Here is a 20,672-nt window from a genome sequence, read left to right as displayed (position 1 = left end):
TAGCTGTCGCCCAAATTTTCACTGGAACAAGCACTAAAAAGCTTTGCTGCGCTCTGTCGCACGAATATGCAGGGCGGCGTCGTTCAAGGCTCCTGTCTGGTTTGATCACATGATGCCGAGGGTGGCCAGCGGTCGGGTGGCGTCTCGGCTGTGTTTGCGCAGGTCGGCGGCGATGTTGTCGCAGCCGGTCAGGCGGAGGGCGCCGATGGCCGAGGGATGACCCGGGCCGTGGTGGCGAGGGGCCTGGGCTGGGTTACCCGGCGGTCGGCTCGGGGTGGATCTGCTCGATGCGGTCGCGCTTGGTGTACAGGTGCCAGTAGTGCTCGGCGAGGTCGTCCGGGTCTACGAGCGGGCCGACGCGACGCGCCGTCGCCGCGCTCGGCCCACTCGGGCAGCGCCGCGCGGACCACCTCGACCGGCGTGAACAGGAGAAGGGGGCTGTCCTTCTGCAGGGTGACGGCGTCCAACTTGGTGGCGGGGGCGAAGCTCTGCTCACCGCTGATCGGCCCGTACTCGATGACGTCGATCCGGCCGAACCGTCCGCGGATGACGTCGATGAGGGCGGGTACCTCGGCGGGCTTGGAGAGGTCGGCGGTGAATGCGGCCGCGTCGATGCCCTCGCCGGTGAGCTGTTCGACGAGTGCGTCGAGGCGGTCCTTGCGGCGGGCGACGAGGGCGACGCGGAAGCCTTCGCGGGCGAAGCGGCGGGCGACGGAGGCGCCGAGCCCGGTGCCGGCTCCGAAGACGGCGATGACCTTGGACGTGTCGGGCATGGGGATGTCTCCTCGGGCTTTTTGGGGTGTTCTGGCTGTTCAGCAGGGGTTCGAGGTGGGGTGGGTCAGCCGCGGGCGTTCCACACCAGCGGGGCGCGGCGGATCCAGGTCTCCTCGTCGACGGAGTCGAGGAGGAAGCGGGCGAGGTCGCCCCGGTTGATCCAGCGCCCGGGGGCGGTGGTGCCGGGGTCGGCGGCGCGCAGGGGTCCGGTGGCGGGCTTGTCGGTGAGGGCGACGGCGCGGGCGAGTGTCCAGTCGGTGTCGGAGGCGCGCACGACCTGGTCGACGCCGGTGTGGTCGGTGAAGTCGACCTTGATGTTCGACAGGCTGATGAACGCCTTCACCAGCGGGTTGAGGCGGGCCCAGTCGTCGCCGGCGCCCTGTGAGGAGGTCAGGACGATCCGCCGGATGCCCTGTTCGGCCATCACGGTCAGGGTGTTGCGGGCGGCGTCGGTCATGAACATCGGCGGGCTGACCGGCTTGGCCCAGGGGTTGTCGGAGGCGCGGGCGTTGTTCAGCACGCTGATCACCGCCCGGGTGCCCTGGGCGGCCTTGCGGATGTCGTCGATGTTCGCGGGCGTGCCCTGGATCAGCTCGATGCCGGTCGGGGCGTGGACGGCGGAGGGGTCGCGGACGAGGGCGCGGACGCGGTGGCCGCGTTCGGCGGCCTGCGCCAGGACGTGGATGCCGGTGCGGCCACTGCCGCCGAGGACGAGCAGGTCGGTCATGGGAAGTCATCGCCATTCATGGGCAAAGGGGCGGGCGGCGGGCGCCGGCCGGGGACGGATTCGGAAGGTCAGAAGGAGTACGGGCCGAAGCGGCCCCAGGCCACCACGACGGCCAGGGCCAGCAGCACGGCGTTCATACCGATCGCGCTGTACTCCCGGCGGCGGACGTGGAAGGTGCCGGCCAGCGCCATCACCACCGCGAGGCCGACGGCGGCGAGCGGGGCGAGGCTCACCGCGACGCCGGTGGCGGCGGGCAGGACGAGGCCGAGCACTGCGGCCAGCTCGACCGCCCCGATCAGCCGGGCCGTGCCCGGGGCGAGGTCCTTGGCGTAGGGAAGAGTGCCGGCGAGCCTGTCGATCGGCTGGGTCCTCTTCATCGCGCCGGCCATCGCGAACACCGCGGCCAGCAGTCCCTGCAGGACCCACAGCAGGACGTTCATCGGACTCCTCGGTTCTGGATCACGGGGGCTACGGGGGGATTCAGCCGTGTGCGGGGACGGCACAGCCGTCCGGGCCGCAGACCGGGGCGTCACCGCCACCGGCGACGGGGGTGAGGGGGTGGGTGTCGTCCCAAGCGGTGCGGAGCAGGTCCAGCAGGGTGTCGCTGTCCTGGGCGCCGGGGATGCCGTAGCGGCCGTCGATGACGATGAACGGGGCGCCGGTCGCGCCGAGGCGCTGAGCGTGGGTCGCGTCGTCGCGGACCTGTTCGCGGTAGCGGCGCGGGGCAAGGGCCTGTCGGGTCTGCTCGCGGTCCAGGCCCAGGGTTTCGGACAGCGCCAGCAGATCGTCCACGGAGAAGACGGGCTCGGCCTTGCCGAAGTAGGTGTCGAAGATCGCGTCCCACGCTTCGCGGTTCTTGCCCTGGGCGGAGGCGTGGGCGAGGAACTCGTGGGCCAGGTCGGTGTTGCCGACCTGGTTGTCCAGCACCCGGTAGGGGCTCAGTCCCTCGGCCGCGGCCAGTGCCTCGATCCGCCGGGTCGACGCCTCGGCCTGACCGCCGCCCACACCGTGCCGTCGCAGCAGAGCCTCGCGGACGGAGAAGGTGCGGTCCTCGGGGAAGCTGCTGCTGAGCGGGAACGAGTGGTGGACCACCTCCACCTCGCCCGCGTGCTCGAACCGCTCCACGGCCTGCTCCAGGCGGTGATGGCCCAGCCCGCACCAGGGGCACGTCACCTCGGACCAGATGTCCACCTTCACCGCGCACCTCCAATTCTTACGACTTGTTCGTAACGCCATGGTGGACCAGTATGGAAGGAGGCACAAAAGGCACATCCGTGTGCGTGCCGGAGAGGAATGTGCGTGATGGAACGGGCAAGCGAAGTGGCGACGACCGGTGAAGCGAAGGCGGTCGGGGCGGCGGCGATCGGGCCGTGCGCGGCGATCCCCGCCGAGCACATGGCCTTCATCCGCGAGGTCCTGGACCGCGTCGGCGACAAATGGAGCCTGCTGCTGATCGCCGTCCTGGAGCCGGGCCCGCTGCGCTACACCGACCTGCAGCGCCAAGTCCCCGGGATCTCCCAGCGCATGCTCACCCTCACCCTGCGCCAGCTTCAGCAGGACGGCCTGATCTCCCGCACCGCCTACGCCGAAGTGCCCCCGCGCGTCGAGTACACCCTGACCCCGCTCGGCCGTGGCCTCCACGAGATCGCCACGTCCCTGGTCGGCTGGGCCGCCGCCCACCACGACGAGATCCGTGAGAACCGGGCCCGCACGACCTCAGCGCAGCCGAGTACGACTGCACGCGCCTGAGCTCCCGGAGACCGTCACCGACGGTAGCGAAACAAGTGGCCACCCGACTCCCCGTCGGGGGCCGCGGTTGGAGGATTCCCACTGGCCATAGACATGGTGATCAGGGACTCGACACCTCATGATCACTCGGAGGCCGTGCCTGCCTCCGTTCCGGCCCTGTCCGCGAACCCCACGGCCACGTCAGCTGCCTGAATCGGCATCAAGGCAGACACCTCGCCTGAACGACGCCGCCCTGGCCACCGGGGGTGGCGAGGCGGACGGCCGAGGAGGTGAAGTTCCAGACGCCGGCGACGAGACCGCCCCGTCGGAGCCGGCGGCGTGAGCGGGTGTGGCGGTTCCCGAACGCGGCGTCGTCGGGCCAGCGGGGGCAATGGGCTACGGCGGATTGCCCACAGGTCAGCCGACCACGTGCAGGCAGTGGACGCGCACCGCCCGCTCCACAACGCAACGCACACCGCGCCGTCGCGCAGGATCATCCTCTGCTGGCGCCATACAGGACGAAGGCCTTACGCACAGCGAAAGTACGCCCAATCCGCAAGACGATCGGCGCCGGAGTCGCTGCCTTCAAGGCGCTGATGGAGGGCCCGCCCGATCCACCGGGGTCACGTGTGACGCCTCTCGGGGAAAATGCCGGACGAAGCGTGGCCCGTACCCCGGTTGGCCCATACCCCGCGCAGATCCAGCGGGCCCATGTCACCGTGACAGGGCGACAAGAAGTCCTCGCACGGCGGGGGCCCGGCCGGTTGAAAGCCACCCCGGCGGGGCTCCGCCACGGACGCGCGGGCCCTGCCCCAGCCTCCGGTGGCACATTTCGCCGATGGCGGGCGGAAGATCCGGCCGGGTGGCCGCGTGCCGCGCGCGCCACGTCCCGCCGGGGCCGACCGGCGCGCAGGCGAGGATGCCCGCACCCCTCGACAACTTCGTGATGGAGACTCCCGTGCTCGAACGCAAGCAGCTGGGCAGCCGCACCCAGGTCGCCTTCGTCCTGCCCGACCACACCCCCGAGGGGCCGGTCAGCGTGGTCGGGGACTTCAACCACTGGAACCCCGCCGCCCACCCGCTGGAGGACCAGGGCGACGGCACCCGTGCCGCCACCGTCGCGCTCCCACCCCACAGCGCCCACTCCTTCCGCTACCTCGCCGCCGGCGACTACTGGTTCAACGACCCCACCGCCGACAGCCAGGACGGCCCCAACAGCCGCATCCACACCTGACCGGAGCACAGTCGACGGCGCCCTCCGACGAAGTCACCACCGTGCGCTTCGTCGCCGCCGATCCGGATTTCAGATGGTCATGGGTTTGGTGTCCTGGGGCCGTGCCAGTCCAGGCACAGGACGGTGGCGTCGTCTTTGGGCGGGCGGCCTTCGTAGGCGTCGGAAACGGCGCTGACGAGCGTCCGTACGACTTCGCGGGGGTGGTCGTCGGCGGTCTTGCGGAGCAGACCGGGCAGGTCGACGGCTTCGGCGTCGCGTTCCTGCATGCCGTCGGTGTGCAGGAGCAGGCGGTCGCCGGGGCGCAGGTCGAGGTCCTGCACCCGGTAGGGGCCCTGCAGACCGACGCCGAAGGGCAGGTTCACGGCCAGAGCGAGTTCGGTGACCGCGCCGTCGCGCAGCCGGTACGGCCACGGGTGGCCGGCGTTGACGAGCTGGGCGCTGCTGCCGTCGAGGGCGATGCGCAGGAGCTGGCCGGTGGCGATGCTGCGGTTGCCGTGGTCGAGGAGGGCCTGGTGGAGCTGACGGGCCTGTTCGGCGAGGTCTTCTCCGGCGCGGCGGGCGCCGCGGGAGGCGTTGACCAGGAGGGTGGCCATGAGGGACGCGCTGACGTCGTGGCCCATGGCATCGGTGATCGACAGGTGCAGGGTGCTCTGGTCGAGGCTGTAGTCGTAGGTGTCGCCGGCGATGTCGGAGGCCGGCGCCAGAGCTCCGGCGAGCGTGAACTGGGGCGCTTCGCAGGAGGAGGCCGCGGGCAGGAGCTGGCGCTGGATCTCCGCGGACAGGCTGACGGTCGTCGTGCGGTTACCCCAGTGGTACAGGTCGGTGAAGCGCCGGTCGGTGACGATGATGTACGCCAGCGCGTGCGCGGCTTCCTGGACCCGCTGCAGCACGTCCGCGGTGACGTCGGTGAGGAAGAGTTCCAGGACGCCGATGGCATCCCCGCGGTTGGTGACCGGGGCCAGGACGCGCTGCCCCAGTCCGCCGTCCGCTGCCACGAGCGGTCGCTGATGGCGCAGGACCTCGTCGTAGGCGCTGCTGCCGGCGAGCGGCACCTGCGCCGCGCGGCCCTCTCGATGCGGGTCTGCCGTGTCATGGACGCGCAGCAGGCGCCGACCGACGACATCGACGAACAGGAACGACACGTACGCGGCACCGAACCGGTCACGCAGGTTGCGCGCCACGACGTCAAGGGAGTTCACCGGCGCTGCGGCCTCCGCAGCGGCCAGCACTTCGGCCAGCCCGATCCGATCATCCGCCACATCAGCCTCCTAGAAGTCACGAGCTCTCCTTCCCACGAACGACGCAATCACGAAGGAGACACATGTGAGGTACCCGTCCGCCGTCAGGCGGATCCCCGGTCCGGAGATTGCGGCCCAGCGCCGGTGCGGTCCACTCGACGGCATGCAACCGCGCAGGACAGTGAGGACAGGCGAAAGCGGCAGCCGCCCTGCCGCCCCCGTACGCGAAAGACCCCGACCGGCCCGGGGGGAGGGCCAGTCGGGGCGGGCCCAGGCCAGCCGGGGGGGGAAGGCTGGCCGGGCGTTTGCAGGTATGGGCGGACGGAAGGGATGGTCGCCTCGCGGCGGAGGGCACTGAGGGGCTTCAGCCGAACGATCTTCCCCACAGGCACATGGTTGGGCCCGGGGACATCAGCCCCTTTCGCCCGACCCATACAGATAGATGAACGGTCAACCATGCCCGGATGTTCCCGCCGCAGTAGCCGGCCGCCGGTGTCGTGGCGGCCGAGGACGAGGACGAGGAGCCCATCGATTATGGAAGTCGAGTTCCCACCGCTTCCTCATGATGACGGCGACCAGCTCCGCGGTGTTCTGCTGCCATCTCGTCCAGAACGGCGTCGATCGGGGTGGGAACGATCTGGAGAGCGGATGCGGTGGTGGCGGCGTCGAGAATGCTGGGGCGGTCGTACAGGTACAGCATTTCCGGAACCTCCGCCATGATCGGGTCGTGCCGCGCGATCTCTTCCAGCTCGGCGACCGTCATCCGTCCGAGCCGTGGCTCAGGGCTGCCTGCTGCGCGCGCCAACTGCGTTGCAAGCTCCCGAACCGGGGCGTGGGAGGTGGAGGGGACGTGCCAGGCCCGGCCCCAGGACTGATCTCCGTGGGCGGCGGCAACCAGCGTGCGTGCCGCGTCGCCGATGTACGTCCAGCTGTGCGGGGCGTCGAGGTCCCCCGGGTAGGAGATGGGTGTGCCGGCCAGCGCCTGGGTGCCCACCATGAGCGTGAACGGCGAGACGGCTCCCCTCCCGAGGTAGTCGCTGGCACGGACCTCGGTCACCCTTACCCGCCCGGCGCGGTGCGCGGCCTCGGCGTCACGCCACATCTGCGCCCGAACACGACCCTTGACGCTGCTCGGCCGCAGCGGAAGGTCCTCGTCGGCCGGGCCGTCCACCGGACCGTAGCCGTAGGTGTTCCCGAGCATGACGTAGTCCGCGCCGGCGCGTTCCGCCGCGGCCAGCAGCGAGGCGGCAAGCGGCGGAAAGTCGGACGGCCAGCGGTCGTACGCCGGCATGGCGCAGTTGAACAAGACCCTCGATCCCCGGGTCAGCCCGGCGAACTCAGCCGCAGCCGCAGCATCGGCCGCCACGCGCTCGATCCGTTCATGAGCCGGGCCACTGCCGCGGCGGGTCACCAGCCGAACCTGCGCCCCCGCATCTGCCAGCAGTGTGGCAGTGGCAGCTCCAGTGGCTCCGGCTCCCACGACAACATACTCAGACACCCGTGCACTCCTCGGTCACAGCCGGGGCGGGCCCCCGGACATCTCTACCCTGCGGCCGGGGTGATCGTTAAGGTAGTGACCCGAATGCCAGATGACCGGAGGTTCGGGCCATGCATCGCGTCGTGGTCATAGCTGTTCCGCCCGCCACCACCTTCGGCCTGTCCATCCCCGAACTGGTGCTGGGGCAGACGGCAGTCGACGGTCTGCTCGGCTACGAGGTCCTCGTCTGCAGCTCTCAGCGCGGCCCGGTCGCCACCTACGGAAGGGCCAGTCTCCAAGTCTCCGTGGCCCACGCTCTCGACGTCGTCGACGGCGCCGACACCGTGATCGTCACCGGAACCGCTGCCCGCGAGGAGGTCGACTCGTGCATCCTCACTGCGCTGCGCCATGCCGCGGCCGCGGGCAAACGCGTCGCATCGATCTGCACCGGAGCGTTCGTCCTCGCGCAGGCCGGACTTCTGGACGGGCGCGAGGCAACCACGTACTGGCTCAAGTCCGCGGAATTCGCCGGCCGCTTCCCCGCCGTGACGCTGCGCCCTGACGTGCTGTACGTCGAAGACGGCAACATCCTCACCTCCGCAGGACTGTCCGCAGGTATCGACTTGTGCCTGCATCTGATTCGCCGGGACTACGGCGCCGCGACGGCGAACGCGGTCGCCCGGCTGGTCGTCGCAGCACCGGTGAGACCCGGAGGACAGGCTCAGTTCATCGAGGCGCCCGTTCCGCCGGAAACGGGAGCCTCGCTGGCCGCGACCCGTGCCTGGGCCCTGGAGCGGCTGCACGAACCGCTCACCCGCGCCACACTGGCAGCTCACGCCCGCATCAGTGTCCGCACCCTCACCCGCAGGTTCGACGCCGAGACCGGCCTGACCCCCCTGCAATGGGTTCTGCACCAGAGGGTCAACCTGGCGCAGGAACTACTGGAAACGACCGAACTGCCGATGGACCGCATCGCGCAGCTCAGCGGACTGGCGACTCCCGACTCCCTGCGCCAGCACCTGTCACGGCGCACCGGCCTGACACCCAGCGCGTACCGGGCTGCTTTCACTCAGAGCCCGGCCGGGCGCGACCGTCCCCGCCGGCGCGCTCGCGGGAGCAGCGGAAGCGCGTGATGCTTCGAACCGTTCAGTGATTCGCACCACGCCGTTGCCCGAAGGCAACAGCGCGGGACGCATCGCGGATTGGGCCGCGCAGCGGGTCCGGAAGCGGTTGGCCGATATGCAGCGGAATGGGTCTACCCAGTCGAGGCAGCGGAGGGCGGGTGGTATCCCGTTTCCTCCGCGACGGCTTCGTGGAGTCGGCTGCCTCAGTCCGGAGCGGATCAGCGCCGCGACCGAGGAGGCAATGCCCAGAGAGCACCAGAGAGCAGGCTTCTTGACCTGGGGCCCATTGATCAGAATCAGAAGCGGTTCAGATTCGCATCAACGGGAGGAGTCTTCACTGAGGGCTGTCCCGAGGGCCTGGCTGCGTCGGCTGCTTCCCGGAAGTTGACGACCGCCTCGCCGTTCTCCTGCGCCCATGCGGTGAGCATCCTGATGGGCTCCTCCAGGGTTCGCCCGAGATCGGTCAGGGCGTACTCCACGCGCGGCGGCGCCTCGGCGTACGCGTGCCGCTCGACGAGCCCGTTGGCCTGGAGCCGGCGCAGCGTCTGGGTCAGTACCTTGCGCGAGATGCCACCGCTCAGCTCGACCAGCTCGCCATGGCGCAACGGGCCATCGGTCAGCGCGAAGAGCGTGACCATGGACCACTTGCTGGCGATGATCTCCATGGCCAGGAGAGCGGGACAGTCCGAAAGGAAGGCAATTCCAGGTCGCAGGCTCATGGCCCCGAAGGTTACCTGGAGGTACCTGACGGCCGCCTATCGTCGTCGAGGTGCGCACGCCCTGTACTCGCATCTCGCATGATTGAGGTTTCAGCCATGTTCGTCTCCCTTGCCGTCGTCACCGTGTTCATGTCGGCGGTTCTCCTGGCATCGGCCGGGGCCAAGTCTGCGCGGACGCGGCACATCACCGAGCAGATGTCCGCTCTCGGAATACCGCAGAACATGATGGCTTTCCTGATCGGTGCTCAGATCGCCGGCGCAGCCGGTGCGATCGCGGGACTCTGGTGGGGAACCCTCGGAGTCGCCGCCGCGATAGGCTTGACGCTCTATTTCGCTGGGGCGGCCGCCTTCCACCTCCGCGTCGGCGACCGCAAAGGCGCGTCTCCGGCGGTGGTACTCACCATGACCTCCGTCGCCCTGATCGTGCTGCGCGCTGCCACCCTCTGAGCCGACGACGCGGACCGGGCGGCATGGCTCAGCGGTCGCATCCGCTGCCCGGAGGTCGGTGACGCCTCGTGGGCTGGGGGCTGAACCTGGACGCGCGGCGGTTCCCCGAGCTCACCCAGCAGAAACTCAAGCGCGGGGAGTCCACCGCTCCGTCCAGGCCCGCGAGCGTGACATCCGGGCCTGGCGGACCGACTGGAACGACCTGCCCGGGCCCTTCGTCTGACGAAGACCGCTGACGAGATCCTCGACCAATTCGCCGCCTGCTGCCACCGAATCCCAGCTGATTCCGCTCATCCTGAGACTCCCGACAACCACACACCGCGCACGCCGCTCTCCGCGGGATCTGCCTACAGTGCGCGGTGTGAACCACCGGCTGGATCTGTTTCGGTCCATATCGAGGCGTGACCGATGCCGCGGCTCCCGGCGAGGTGTACGCCTTGTACGTCGACCTCTCGCTAACGGGCCGCGGCATCGGCCGCGCCTTGCTCGAAGCGATGCACCAGCACGCCGAGGCCCAGCAGTTCAGCACGCTCCTGCTGTGGGTGCTTCGTGACAATGCTCGGGCACGCAGGTTCTACGCTGCCGCCGGCTACGTGGGCGACGGTGCAGTAGCGAGCGACGTGTACGGCGAGACGGCCGTGCAGGAGGTTCGCTATCGCCGCTCCACGGCTGGCTGAGGCCTTGTAGCTGGTCGACCTGCGAAGAATGTCATCGCAGCCCCCGACGATCTGAGCCCCCAACGTCGGCGTCGCGGAGAGTGGGGGTCGTGCGTGCTGGGCCAATCCCAGCACGCACCGACCGAGTGATGGCTGGGACGGTGGTCGGGCGGATCGTGGGTAGGGGCAGTGCATGATCGCTACTGAAATTCTCGCAGCTGAAGGTCAGGCATCACTCTTCCTGATCAGTGCCGGAGTGGTGCTGGTCCTGCTCCTGATCGGCGCCTTCTGGTTCGGCAGCCGGCGCAGGCGCCGCCTCACGGCTCCGCCGCGCCCCGCCGAGCAGAATCCGGCGGCCCGGGGCCGCGAGGACTCCTGGCAGACACCGCAGGAGCATGCGAGGAACGAGGAGAAGCACCAGTACCCCGAGCAGTGAGGGGCATCCGCTGGTACTGAAGGACCCACCACCCGCCTGCCGACCATGCGACGGCCTTGTGCCTGGGCAGCACCTCACCGCGTGCCCACGGCGCGGCAGCCCTCGCTGCCCGGCCCCGCCACAGACTCTGGTCCGGGATCGAAGGGCGCTGATCACGACCGGCGCATATGGCGCCCGGTAGGCGATCGGCCCGGCTGGAGGATCGGGGCCCGGCTGGAGCGTCGGGGCCCGACCGGGGCAGCGCACCACGGGCGCCTGTCCGTGGCGGAAGGCCTGTCAGTGGCGGAAGGTGGGCCCCCTCTGGCCGCCGACCGGGGGAACCTGTACGACGATCAGCGGCGGGCCGCCACTCCTACCCACCTAAGCGCATAAGAACCGTGTAAAAAACGAGCGCATGACCGTCGCGTAGGCGGGCAGTCGACGCTTCGGAGGTTGATAACTATGGTTCCCCTGCTTCTCGTTCTCCTGCTGATCCTGATCCTGTTCGGCGCCGGTTTCGCGGTGAAGATCCTTTGGTGGATCGCCATCGCGGTGCTGGTGTTGTGGCTGATCGGCTTCGTCGCCCGTCCCAAGAACGGCAGCGGGCGCTGGTACCGCTGGTAGCCCGACCCGCACTACCCGGCGATACGCCATGGTGGGCCGCACCCCGTCGGGGGTGCGGCCCACCGCCGTTTGGGTCTGCCTGCCGCACGGGCTCCTTGAAGCGGAGGACGCGGAGTGAGGACTTTCGCAGGGGGTATGCGCGGCATCAGCCGGGCCGGTCGTCGTGACGCAGCAGGGGACCTGCTCGCCTCCAAGGATCGGCGGCCGTCCCGGTCTCGCAGTCGAAGGTTTTCGGGTGAATACGGCTATGCCGGAAATGAACGGAAAACCATCCGGAATTTTTCAGCAATGAAGAGCGTCGCGAACATCCACCGGGGCGCGATACCGCTTCCCCTCCCGGTCATCCCAAACGTGCCACCCCAAACAAGCCACCCGGCGAATTGACCACGCCTTTCAGCCATGCCCGAAAACGTCGTCACCAGTTCGTGTCAGTGAATCGTTTCTCGGCAATCATAAGATCTTCCGGCGACTGGGCGTTCCGGGTGAACGGTTCCAGAAACCACGCCGACCGGCTTCTGATTACTGTTATCAATTTTCCGGGCGACTGGATCGAGGTCGGATAGCCGCCCATTCCAAGTCGTGCACGAATCGCGCCAACCCGCATCGAGAATGGAATCCGCATGATGCGAATCGCCCTGCGCAAGACCCTCGCCCTCGCCTCGCTGGCAGTGACGGCCGCCCTCCTGCCGGTCAATGGGGCAGAGGCTGCGAACCCCACCCAGCAGAACGCGCGCATCCCGGGCCGGTACTGTCTCGCCAACGCCTGGCAGACGCCGAACGTCTCCACCAAGCCGTGCGACTCCGCGGCCCCCGGCCAGCACTGGACCGTGTCGGGCCAGCAGATCTCCCTCACCAACGCGCGCGGCTACTGCCTCGCCAACACCTGGGACACCCCGCAGCTTTCGGTCAAGCCGTGCAACCCCAACGACCAGGGCCAGTACTGGAACATCTCGGGTCAGCAGATCTCCCTCGCCTTCGCCCCGGCCTACTGCCTCGCCAACGCCTGGGACACGCCCAATCTCTCGACGAAGCCCTGCGACCGCGCTGACCGCGGGCAGAGCTGGGCTGTCTTCAACGACCAGATCAGCCTGGCGCTCGCCTGAGCACCGCCGCCGTGCCGGGCTGGGGGCACCCGTCCCGGCACGGCGGTCAGGACGACCACTCCCCCTCACACACCGGCGGGCGACAGAGACCGCGGCCGGCTCGACGGGCAGTGCGCAGCTGGTACCCCCCGGGAACGCCGACGTGCCGGTCCGTGGACCGCGGCGCATGGCACGGTCCGGCCGGAGTGGGAACCGGCCGGACCGAGATGGAGGCGGGCTTACGGGGTCGGCTTCAGCAGGTGCTTACGCGCCGGCGTCGGCGGAGGAAGACGGCCCCGCCCGTGAGGGCGAGTGCGGCGCTGGAGGCGCCGGCGAGCAGCAGGGTGGAGTCCGCGGCACCGTCCGCCTTGTGCTGGGGACTGTAGCCACTGGAGTAACCGTTGGTGTCGTACTCCGAGCCGGGCAACTTGTCGGCGTAACGGGCCTTGACCAGCTTCTGGTAGTCGCTGAGCGACATCGACGCCTGTCCGCCCAGGCCCTGCCGGGCCTCGTCGTTGAGTGGCTCGACGGTGGTGAGCTTGAGCTGGTACCAGCCGCGGATCTGCGGCTCGGTGAAGACGAGCGTCCCCAGGGTGGCCTTGCTGGCGTACGCGGCGTCGCTGTCGCCGTCACGAACGGCCGCCAGGTGCCAGCCGCCGCCCTGGGTGGGGGCGAGCATGACCGTTGCGTTGCGGCCGTTGACGGTGATGCTCAGCGAGGACACGAGTTGGGTCAGTTTGATGGCCTCGGTGGGCAGCGGCTTGGCGGTGCCCGCGACGAACCCGGGGGTGATCTCGTTCCGTGCCACCGGGTCCTTGATCGTGAAGGCGGGCAAATCGTGGCACGGTTCAGCCGTGTCGGGCAACGTCTGCACCTGCCCGCCGGTACCGTCGGCGGGCACCGGAGTGAGCAGGAAGCGACAGACGGCGTTGCGGACGTCGGTGGACTTCACCGCGTCGAGGGCGGCCTGATAGTCGGGGATGTCGGCCGGGAGCGGGTCCTTGACCGGGGCCGCATGGGCCGGGCCGACGACGGACAGCAGAGCGGACGCACTCAGTGCGATGACGATGGACAGGCGGGAGAAGCGGGAGTCCCCCCGCTTGCCGGACATTTCAGTGTCGCGCATGTCGCCTGCCTTAGCGGGAGATACCGATGCGGGAGTGGGTCCACTTGGACGAGCTGTTGCTCACGTAGTCGTTGTAGTTCCACCACGTGTAGGTGGTGGTGTCCGGCCACGGGTCGGCCACGGCGATCGTGTTGTTCGACGTGTCGAAGCCGTAGACCACGTTCATGTGGCCGCCGCCGGACGTCCACCCGATGCGGGCGCCGATCGGGCGGGCCGCCTTGACGTCGGTGTACACCTGGTTGAACGTGGCCGCACTGCTCAGAGCCGAGCCGGTGTGGGCCATTCCGAGGCTGCTCCAGCCCCTGGCCATGTCGTCGAGCGTGGCGGGCTGGTTGTTACAACCGTAGTAGGGCTGGGCCCGGTTGCAGAAGTCCGTTTGTGTGGACCCCAAGCCCTGGAACTTGGCGATGGTCAGCCCGGAGGCGACCCAGCACCACTGGGTCTTCTCCTGCTTCAACATGCTGATGGTGTCCTGGCCCGCTTCCGCGTGAGCCGTTCCTCCTGCGGACGCGAGCGATCCCAAGGCGGCCAGCACGATGGCCGACGCCGCAGCTCCGCACCTGAATTTGCCCATGTTCCTGCCTTCCCCCTGACGGGTGCAACGAGATGAGCGGGAAATCTGGCACGAATATGACAGTGCAGCATGTCGAAGTCATAGGGGATGCGCATCGATTCACCCCGTACTGATTAATTGTCGTTTCATCATGTCGTGAAGGCCGTTTCGGTTGAGGCGGGCGTTGCTCTCTGATAAACGGTCGGTCACGCATGTACTTCACCCGGCCGGCCACCGCCGCCTCGCCAAAAAAGAGGCGGTGGCATGAAGTGCGTCCAGCCCGCGGCGACGTCCCTCGACCCGACCGGTGCCTCCGGTGGCCGCCCGGCTCGGCCAAACGGGCCAGTCGGGGCGACAGGACCGTTTCGTCATAGGCGTAGCGGGTAGTCGACGTTTCGCAGACATATATGCCGTATATGTGCCGATATGAATGGAGATCCTGTGTCCGTCGTCAAGAACGCCCTCCCGGAAGCCGACCTGAAGGTCGTCGGTGAAGCGCTCCAGGGCGCTCTGGTGGACCTGGTGGACCTCTCGCTCGTGGCCAAGCAGGTGCACTGGAACGTGGTGGGACCCCGCTTCCGGTCCGTACACCTCCAGCTCGACGAGGTCGTCACCACGGCGCGCACCCACTCGGACGTGGTCGCCGAGCGGGCCTCCTCCCTCGGGATCACCCCCGACGGCCGGGCAGGGACGGTGGCGTCCACCACCGCGATCACCGGCGTGCCGAAGGGATGGGTCAAGGACGTGGACGCCGTCCGCATCCTCGTCGACGCCCTCAGCACGGTGATCACCCGCATGCGCGAGCGCATCCGGTCCACCGACGAACCCGACCCGGTCACCCAGGACCTCCTGATCGCCCTGACTGGTGAGCTGGAGAAGCACCACTGGATGTTCGCGGCCGAGAACGCCTGACCGCACCAGCGGCACGGCCATAACCCCGGCCGGTGACCACCGGCCCGGGTTATGGCCGTGTCGTCGGTCAGGGCAGGATCTCGACGTACCCGTCGCTGCCGTGGACGCGGATCCGCTGGCCGTCCCGGATCAGCCGGGTGGCCCGTTCCACGCCGACGACGGCGGGCAGGCCGTACTCCCGGGCGATCACCGCGCCATGGGTCATCACGCCGCCCACCTCGGTCACCAGGCCCGCGATTCCGACGAACAGCGGCGACCAGCTGGGGTCCGTGAAGGCCGTGACCAGGATGTCGCCCGCTTCCAGATCGGCCTCCGCAACGTCGAGGACGACGCGGGCCCGTCCCTCGACGGCCCCGGCCGAGACCGGTACGCCGACCAGGGCCCCGGTCGGCGCGTCGTCCCGGCGGTACTCCCCGTTGAAGACCTCACCGTCCGAGGTGAGTACGCGGGGCGGGGTGAGCGCGTGGTACGTCCGGAACACCTCCTTGCGCTGCTGGATGAGATGCCGGTCGACTGCCCGGTTCGCGCGCACCACCTCGTGGAGTTCCTGGAAGGTGAGGTAGAAGACGTCCTCCCGCTCGGAGATCAGGCCCGACTGCACGAGGCGCTCGGCCTCCTGCATCAGGGCCTGCTTGTAGACGAAGTAGCGGCTGATGATGTCGTACTTCGGGTACTCCCTGTACCCGATGAAGGTGCGCACCCGGTCGATCATCCGCTTGGCCTCGTCGGCCTTGCGGTCCCCGTCGGGCAGGGCCCGCAAGCGCGACAGCACGTCCTCTTCCTTCTGCTGCGCCTTCCGTCGCCCCTGCTCGAAGCGCTGCTCCGCAGCTCCGGGCTCGAAGTTCCGCACGTTGTCGAGGATCACGGGCACCAGGGAGCTGGGGCGCTCGCGCCAACGCGGCCTGGTGATGTCGATCTCGCCGACGCAGCGCATGCCGTACCGGTCGAGGTAGGCCTCTATGGCGTCGCGCGCTTCGGTCCCGCCCGCGAGCTTTGCCAGCCCGTCCAGGAAGTCCTCGTCCCGGACGCCCTGCAGGAAGGCCACCACCTCGGGCACGGGACGGATCACGTCCGCGACGTCGAGCAGTGCCAGTCCCATCTCCGAGGTGACGTTGCCGGGGGCGGACAGGGTCAGCGTGTCAGCCGCGTTCCTCTCGCCCAGCCACTCCTGCAGCTTGTGGGCCAGCCACTCCGTGGCCTCCATGCCCGCCATGATCGCCTGCGTGCTCAGCGGGTCACCGAGGACCCGCTTGTGCTCCTCGAAGGCCTCCAGCAGGAAGTCGAACAGCGCAGGTCCGCTCTTCGTCCGGATGTCGCGCTCCAGGGCGGCGATGGACACCCGGCTGCGCTCGATCAGCGCGGTGACAACGGCCGGATCGGTCTCGATCGGGGCGGGCGTACCGCCGACCGGGGGCCCGCCTGGACCCTCGTCCGGTAGCGACGGGACGAAGTCGCCGCGGTCGAGGACGGTCTCCAGCGCGTCCCGGATCAGCGGATCGCCCTTCCCGATCGCGTCCAGGAGGCCGGCGCGGCCGGCGGGGGAGGCCAGGCGCCGGGTGACGTCCACGAACAGCCTGCCGCCGGCGTGGTGCATCGGCACCATGGCCGTCAGTTGCCACATGGAGAACCCCAACGGCCTCATGGGGTCGGTCATCATCTGCCCGTGGCCGACGGAGACGTAGACGTGGTTCTCCTGATCGCCGCTCTCCGGAACGGGGAACAGCGTCGTGATCGGCCGGCTCTGCACGATACGGAAGTCGTCGTCGACGAGGCACCATTCGATGTCCTGCGGGCAGCCGAAGTGCGCTTCGATCCGCCGCCCCAGTCGTACCAGCTGCACGACCTGCTCATCCGTCAGGGCCGGCTGCTCCTGCATCTGCGCGTCGATCGCCACTTCCCGCGTACCACCGGCCGGCAGGGCGGTCACGGCGCACCGTTTGGCAGCGATCACCTTGGCGACGACCTCGTCGTCCCGCACCGTGAAGGCGTCCGGGTTCACAAGGCCGGAGACCAGGGCCTCGCCGAGACCGAAGCCGGCATCCACCGTGGCCACGTTCCGGTTTCCCGTGAGGGGGTCGGCCGTGAACAGAACCCCGGACGCGTCCGCAAAGGCCATCTGTTGCACGACCACGGCCATGTGGACCGCGCGGTGGTCGATACCGTTGCGCCGGCGGTAGCTCACGGCGCGCTCGGTGAACAGCGAGGCCCAGCACCGGCTGATGTGCCGCAGGACCGCCGCCGGCCCCACGACGTTCAGATACGTGTCCTGCTGACCGGCGAAGGACGCGGTCGGCAGGTCCTCCGCCGTCGCGCTGGACCGGACGGCGTAGGCGGCCTGCTCGCCGAACCGGCCGAGCGCGCGGGTGATCGCCGCCGCGAGGTCGTCCGGGACGGCGATCCCTTCGACGGTACGACGGATCTGCGCGCTGAGCGTCCGGGTCGCCTCCCGGTCATCCGGGCTGACGCGCGACAACTGGTCGAGCAGGTCGTCGAGCGAGGCTGCTTCCGCGATGACCCGCCGGAAGGCCTCCGTCGACACGCAGAAGCCTTCCGGTACGCGGACGCCCTCGATCCGTGACAGCGCACTCAAGTGCACGGCCTTGCCCCCGACGAGCGCGACCTGCGACTCGTCCAGCGTGTGAAGGTCCCACACGTACTCTTCGTTCACTGCGATACCTCCGAGGCGGTCGTGGCTCCGGTCGACGATTCTGAGCCCTGCCCCGGGCCTTGCGGCAAGCCCCCTGGCGCGCTATAACTTGAGAGTGGCAAGGAGAGCTCTCTCCTTGCCTTTGCCATTTCCGGCGCGCAGAGGAAGACAACTACGGCGGATTCTGCGGACGGGCCGGACTCGGCGCCCGCCCTCGGCACACTGCGGGACCGCGCACGCGCAGCAACCCCCTTGCGCAGGCCTCCAGGCTCTGCGCCCACACCGGCCCCGGCCCGCCGACGGCCGGCCCCTCCGTGCAAGGTCCGGCCGTCCTGACCGACGACGTGGCCGCAGCTCGCGGCGGCCAGGCCCTGGGGGCACCGTGATGGGCGCCCCGCGGTCCGCTCAAGGGCTGCCCGCGGGTCAGATGTCGCTGGTCCACACCTCGGGGCCACCGCCCTCCCACCGGATCGGCCCCTCCTCGGACAGCTCCACGTCCTCCAGGCCTGCCCGGCGCAGCAACTCCGACACGTCTGCGGGTGTGAACGCCCGGCCAAGGTCCGCGTCCACGCCCAGCGCGTGCACGGTGATCTTGCGCCCGCCCCGCGGCGACACGGGGTGGATCACGATTTCAGTCTGGTCCGCCATGCATCCACAGTGCGGCGGGCCGACCGGAACGGCATCCCGGATGCGCCCGAGCGCCGAAGGCCGGCGGGGTGGCTCCGGCCGCGGGTCGCGAGAGCAGCAACCTTGACGCCTGCTCAACACATCTGGAGAAAAGGGGGTTTGAAAGAGGAAGTCGGGGTCACAAGCGTGGGTACCGGAAGCGAACACCCTGCGGGTGGGGTGCTTCCGGAGCGGCCGCGCCGCGTGATGCCCCTCCCCCGGCGTCACGCGGCAGGCCGCCCGCACGACGGGCTGCCGCCCGGATCCGCGCGGAACCGGACGCCCCACTTCCCGGCCCCCTCCCCGGCCGGGAACCTGGGGCGCCACCCGGCGAACCCCCGGCGCCGGCGCTCATACCGCCGCCCCCGGGAGACGGATCCGACGGCAGCAGCCCGGTACGCACCCCACGGCCCGCCCCGCCGCACCGGCCACGGCCCCGGCCACGACCCCGGCCAGGTGTGATCGGCCAGTCGTGTCATCGGCGCGCGGCCCGGCGTGAGCCGATCTTCAGGGCCACCAGGCAGGTGTCGTCCTCGTGCTCCTCCGGCGCATACGCATCCATGATCTGGTCGAGGGCGTCCTGGGGGCCGAGTCCGCAGCAGCCCATCAGCCGCTTGCGCAGGGTGTCGATGCTGTCCGCGATGTCCTCGTACCGGCGCTCGACCATGCCGTCCGTGTAAAGCAGCAGGAGGTCCCCGGGGAGCAGCTCCACGGTCGCAGTGGCGTACTCGTGCCCGGGCAGGAGCCCGAACAGCGGGCCTCGGTGCTGTGTGTCCAGCGCTGAGGCAGTGCCGTCGCGCAGCAGCAGTGGTGCCGGATGGCCGGCACACGCCCACCGGAACCGCCGCTCCCCGTCGATGTGCCCGATGACCGCCGTCGCCGTCTCTGCGGCCGCGTCGGCGCACAGCAGCTCGTTGAGCCAGGTGGTCAGCTGACCCGCATGGGTACCCGGCGAGTGGGCGAGACCCGCGAGGGCGTGCCGCTGCTGCGCCATCCGGGCGACCGCGCTCAGTCCGTGGCCACAGGCGTCGCCGATGGCGAGGAGAATCCGGTCATCCGGCAGCAGACGGCACTTGTACCAGTCGCCGCCCACCGCCGCGTCCGCTTCCGCCGGCAGGTACGCGGCCGCCACGGACAGCCCCGCCTGGGCGAGCTCTGCGGGGCGGGTCGGCAGCAGGGCCTCGCGCAGCGCGGCGGCGACCCGTCTCTCGGCGGCCGCCTCCTGCCTCAGCCGGTCCGACTGCCTGCGCGTCGCGGCGAGGCGCTGGCGACTGCGCACCTGCGACGTCAGGTCGCGCGCGATGATGTGCACCGACCAGGGAAGCCCGTCGGTCGCGATGACGGGATGCCCCACGAGGTGCAGGGTGCGCACCTCCCCGAGCACGCTGCAACGGATCTCGGTCCCCGACGGTTCCTCTCCGTCGACCAAGGCCAGCAGGAACTTCCCGAAGCGCGGCACGTCGTCCAGCAGCACCGTGTCACACAGCTCGGCGAGCGAGAGGGGCCGGGAGGGATCGTTGCGGAAGATCGACGACAGCCCTTCCGACCAGGCAACCTCGCCGGACAGCAGGTCCCAGGTCCCCCAGCCCATGGACCCGATGTACTGCGCGTCGAGCGAGAGCAGTTCCATGCGGTTGTGGGCCGCCCGCCACGTCGCCAGTACCTTGCCGCCGCAGGACGAGGCGTCGTACAGGAGTTTCGTGCGGTGCAGACCGTCGCTGCGCTGCTCCGTGTAGTCCAGTGCGTACGCCTTCAGGGCACGGCCGGTGGTCAGTACGGAATCCAGGGCCCCGACCAGCCCGCCGACCGCGGCGCCGGGCTGGACCTCCAGCAGCCGCCTGCCGATCTGGCGGTCCGGAGCCTCCAGCCATTCGGCCGCGCGGACGTGGTTGCCGGCCTGGACCGTGAAGTCGACTGTCCGCCCGGAGCCGTCGCGTACCGGGGTGAACAGCGCGGCCGACAGCGGAATGGCGGGCAGGGTCGCGCAGACGCACTCCCACGGATCGTGCCCTTCGCCACCGTCCCCACAACCGTGTCCGGGCCCGGGGGTACCGCAGGCGCAGAGCTCCTCGCCCTCGTCCTCCGGCGGCGCACCCTCCGGTTCGCGGTGCCGGTCGAGCCGGACCCCGGCCCCGCGACGGGCGGCTTCCCGCAAGCCCTGGACCTCGCGGGCGAGGTGCTGCTTGAGCGCGTCGGGGTCCTGCGGGATCAAGGGGCTCATAGGTCATCACCGGCCGGGTAGCTGGCCCGGGCCGTGCCACCGCGGTCAGGCGGCGCCCGTGCGCAGTCTGGTCAGAATGGGAGCGGGGAGGCGCGAGACCTGCGTCTGGCTGACGCCGAGCCGCACGCCGAGGTCCGGACCGACTGGGTCAGTCCGGCCCGAACCTCAGGTACAGGGTCTCCCGGTTCCGTTCACATGGCTCGTGTAAGACGCCGTTTCTTATGGCGTGATCGTTCGTTGAATCGTGCATGACGGATTTGGTTGAGCGGCTGGTGCCGGATGAGTTGTGGGTGTTGTTCCGG

21 protein-coding genes are annotated in these 20,672 nt (G+C 69.6%); 9 read left to right on the top strand and 12 right to left on the bottom strand.

The window, feature by feature from the left end:
- Window positions 1–188 precede the first annotated feature (188 nt).
- From ACIPK4_RS30710 to ACIPK4_RS30695, 4 genes are all read right to left on the bottom strand, one after another.
- Complete coding sequence (locus ACIPK4_RS30710; protein ID WP_402318615.1) at window positions 189–773, bottom strand: SDR family NAD(P)-dependent oxidoreductase; 585 nt, start codon at window positions 771–773, stop codon at window positions 189–191.
- A gap of 65 nt (window positions 774–838) precedes the next feature.
- Window positions 839–1,501 (bottom strand): NAD(P)-dependent oxidoreductase, encoded by a 663-nt coding sequence (locus ACIPK4_RS30705; protein WP_402318613.1) that lies wholly within the window; start codon window positions 1,499–1,501, stop codon window positions 839–841.
- Window positions 1,502–1,569: 68 nt separating this feature from the next.
- The gene (locus ACIPK4_RS30700; protein WP_402318610.1) at window positions 1,570–1,941 is read right to left on the bottom strand and encodes a DoxX family protein; all 372 of its coding nucleotides are present in this window, start codon (window positions 1,939–1,941) and stop codon (window positions 1,570–1,572) included.
- A 40-nt stretch (window positions 1,942–1,981) separates the two neighbouring features.
- Window positions 1,982–2,698: a DsbA family protein gene (locus ACIPK4_RS30695; RefSeq protein ID WP_402318607.1), complete on the bottom strand. Its 717-nt coding sequence runs from the start codon at window positions 2,696–2,698 to the stop codon at window positions 1,982–1,984.
- A gap of 105 nt (window positions 2,699–2,803) precedes the next feature.
- Here ACIPK4_RS30695 and ACIPK4_RS30690 point away from each other — a divergent pair, with 105 nt between their 5' ends.
- A complete protein-coding gene (locus ACIPK4_RS30690; RefSeq protein WP_359532280.1) occupies window positions 2,804–3,250 on the top strand; it encodes a helix-turn-helix domain-containing protein in 447 nt (148 codons plus the stop codon).
- 817 nt (window positions 3,251–4,067) lie between these two features.
- On the top strand, window positions 4,068–4,463 hold the full coding sequence (locus tag ACIPK4_RS30685; protein ID WP_402318603.1) for an isoamylase early set domain-containing protein: 396 nt from the start codon (window positions 4,068–4,070) through the stop codon (window positions 4,461–4,463).
- 77 nt (window positions 4,464–4,540) lie between these two features.
- Here the strand turns inward: ACIPK4_RS30685 and ACIPK4_RS30680 are convergent, their stop codons facing one another.
- Window positions 4,541–5,722, bottom strand: coding sequence for a PP2C family protein-serine/threonine phosphatase (locus ACIPK4_RS30680; RefSeq protein ID WP_402318600.1), 1,182 nt, complete (start codon window positions 5,720–5,722; stop codon window positions 4,541–4,543).
- A 511-nt stretch (window positions 5,723–6,233) separates the two neighbouring features.
- Window positions 6,234–7,181 (bottom strand): NAD-dependent epimerase/dehydratase family protein, encoded by a 948-nt coding sequence (locus ACIPK4_RS30675; RefSeq protein ID WP_402318597.1) that lies wholly within the window; start codon window positions 7,179–7,181, stop codon window positions 6,234–6,236.
- A gap of 128 nt (window positions 7,182–7,309) precedes the next feature.
- On the opposite strand from ACIPK4_RS30675, the gene ACIPK4_RS30670 reads away from it, so the two are divergent.
- Entirely contained in the window at window positions 7,310–8,311 is a 1,002-nt protein-coding gene (locus ACIPK4_RS30670) for a GlxA family transcriptional regulator (protein WP_402318595.1), read from the top strand.
- Between the two features lie 287 nt (window positions 8,312–8,598).
- Here ACIPK4_RS30670 and ACIPK4_RS30665 read toward each other — a convergent pair whose 3' ends face one another.
- On the bottom strand, window positions 8,599–8,967 hold the full coding sequence (locus ACIPK4_RS30665) for a winged helix-turn-helix transcriptional regulator (RefSeq protein ID WP_402318592.1): 369 nt from the start codon (window positions 8,965–8,967) through the stop codon (window positions 8,599–8,601).
- Between the two features lie 150 nt (window positions 8,968–9,117).
- Between ACIPK4_RS30665 and ACIPK4_RS30660 the strand changes: the two genes are divergently transcribed.
- The 5 genes from ACIPK4_RS30660 to ACIPK4_RS30640 all read left to right on the top strand — a co-directional run bounded on the left by ACIPK4_RS30660 (window position 9,118) and on the right by ACIPK4_RS30640 (window position 12,266).
- Window positions 9,118–9,468 (top strand): DoxX family protein, encoded by a 351-nt coding sequence (locus ACIPK4_RS30660; protein WP_402318589.1) that lies wholly within the window; start codon window positions 9,118–9,120, stop codon window positions 9,466–9,468.
- A 377-nt stretch (window positions 9,469–9,845) separates the two neighbouring features.
- On the top strand, window positions 9,846–10,145 hold the full coding sequence (locus ACIPK4_RS30655; protein WP_402319049.1) for a GNAT family N-acetyltransferase: 300 nt from the start codon (window positions 9,846–9,848) through the stop codon (window positions 10,143–10,145).
- 172 nt (window positions 10,146–10,317) lie between these two features.
- The gene (locus ACIPK4_RS30650; RefSeq protein ID WP_402318587.1) at window positions 10,318–10,560 is read left to right on the top strand and encodes a DUF6479 family protein; all 243 of its coding nucleotides are present in this window, start codon (window positions 10,318–10,320) and stop codon (window positions 10,558–10,560) included.
- 441 nt (window positions 10,561–11,001) lie between these two features.
- Window positions 11,002–11,163 carry a hypothetical protein gene (locus tag ACIPK4_RS30645; RefSeq protein ID WP_054222143.1) on the top strand — a complete coding sequence of 54 codons (162 nt, stop codon included), beginning with the start codon at window positions 11,002–11,004 and terminating at the stop codon, window positions 11,161–11,163.
- A gap of 620 nt (window positions 11,164–11,783) precedes the next feature.
- Window positions 11,784–12,266: a ricin-type beta-trefoil lectin domain protein gene (locus tag ACIPK4_RS30640; protein ID WP_402318584.1), complete on the top strand. Its 483-nt coding sequence runs from the start codon at window positions 11,784–11,786 to the stop codon at window positions 12,264–12,266.
- Between the two features lie 232 nt (window positions 12,267–12,498).
- Here the strand turns inward: ACIPK4_RS30640 and ACIPK4_RS30635 are convergent, their stop codons facing one another.
- Both ACIPK4_RS30635 and ACIPK4_RS30630 read right to left on the bottom strand, forming a co-directional pair.
- The gene (locus tag ACIPK4_RS30635; RefSeq protein ID WP_402318581.1) at window positions 12,499–13,371 is read right to left on the bottom strand and encodes a hypothetical protein; all 873 of its coding nucleotides are present in this window, start codon (window positions 13,369–13,371) and stop codon (window positions 12,499–12,501) included.
- Between the two features lie 10 nt (window positions 13,372–13,381).
- On the bottom strand, window positions 13,382–13,831 hold the full coding sequence (locus ACIPK4_RS30630; RefSeq protein ID WP_376202853.1) for a papain-like cysteine protease family protein: 450 nt from the start codon (window positions 13,829–13,831) through the stop codon (window positions 13,382–13,384).
- 534 nt (window positions 13,832–14,365) lie between these two features.
- Here ACIPK4_RS30630 and ACIPK4_RS30625 point away from each other — a divergent pair.
- The gene (locus ACIPK4_RS30625) at window positions 14,366–14,836 is read left to right on the top strand and encodes a Dps family protein (protein ID WP_402318578.1); all 471 of its coding nucleotides are present in this window, start codon (window positions 14,366–14,368) and stop codon (window positions 14,834–14,836) included.
- 67 nt (window positions 14,837–14,903) lie between these two features.
- Here the strand turns inward: ACIPK4_RS30625 and rph are convergent, their stop codons facing one another.
- From rph to ACIPK4_RS30610, 3 genes are all read right to left on the bottom strand, one after another.
- Window positions 14,904–17,504: a rifamycin-inactivating phosphotransferase gene (rph, locus tag ACIPK4_RS30620; RefSeq protein ID WP_402318576.1), complete on the bottom strand. Its 2,601-nt coding sequence runs from the start codon at window positions 17,502–17,504 to the stop codon at window positions 14,904–14,906.
- 402 nt (window positions 17,505–17,906) lie between these two features.
- Window positions 17,907–18,131 carry a hypothetical protein gene (locus tag ACIPK4_RS30615; protein ID WP_402318574.1) on the bottom strand — a complete coding sequence of 75 codons (225 nt, stop codon included), beginning with the start codon at window positions 18,129–18,131 and terminating at the stop codon, window positions 17,907–17,909.
- A 493-nt stretch (window positions 18,132–18,624) separates the two neighbouring features.
- Window positions 18,625–20,370, bottom strand: coding sequence for a PP2C family protein-serine/threonine phosphatase (locus tag ACIPK4_RS30610; protein ID WP_402318572.1), 1,746 nt, complete (start codon window positions 20,368–20,370; stop codon window positions 18,625–18,627).
- Window positions 20,371–20,672 lie beyond the last annotated feature (302 nt).

Origin of the sequence: Streptomyces sp. NPDC086989 (assembly GCF_044745505.1) — a bacterium.
Lineage (GTDB): Bacteria > Actinomycetota > Actinomycetes > Streptomycetales > Streptomycetaceae > Streptomyces.
Note: the sequence above shows the minus strand (reverse complement) of the source record. Positions and strands in the feature narration are given on the sequence as shown.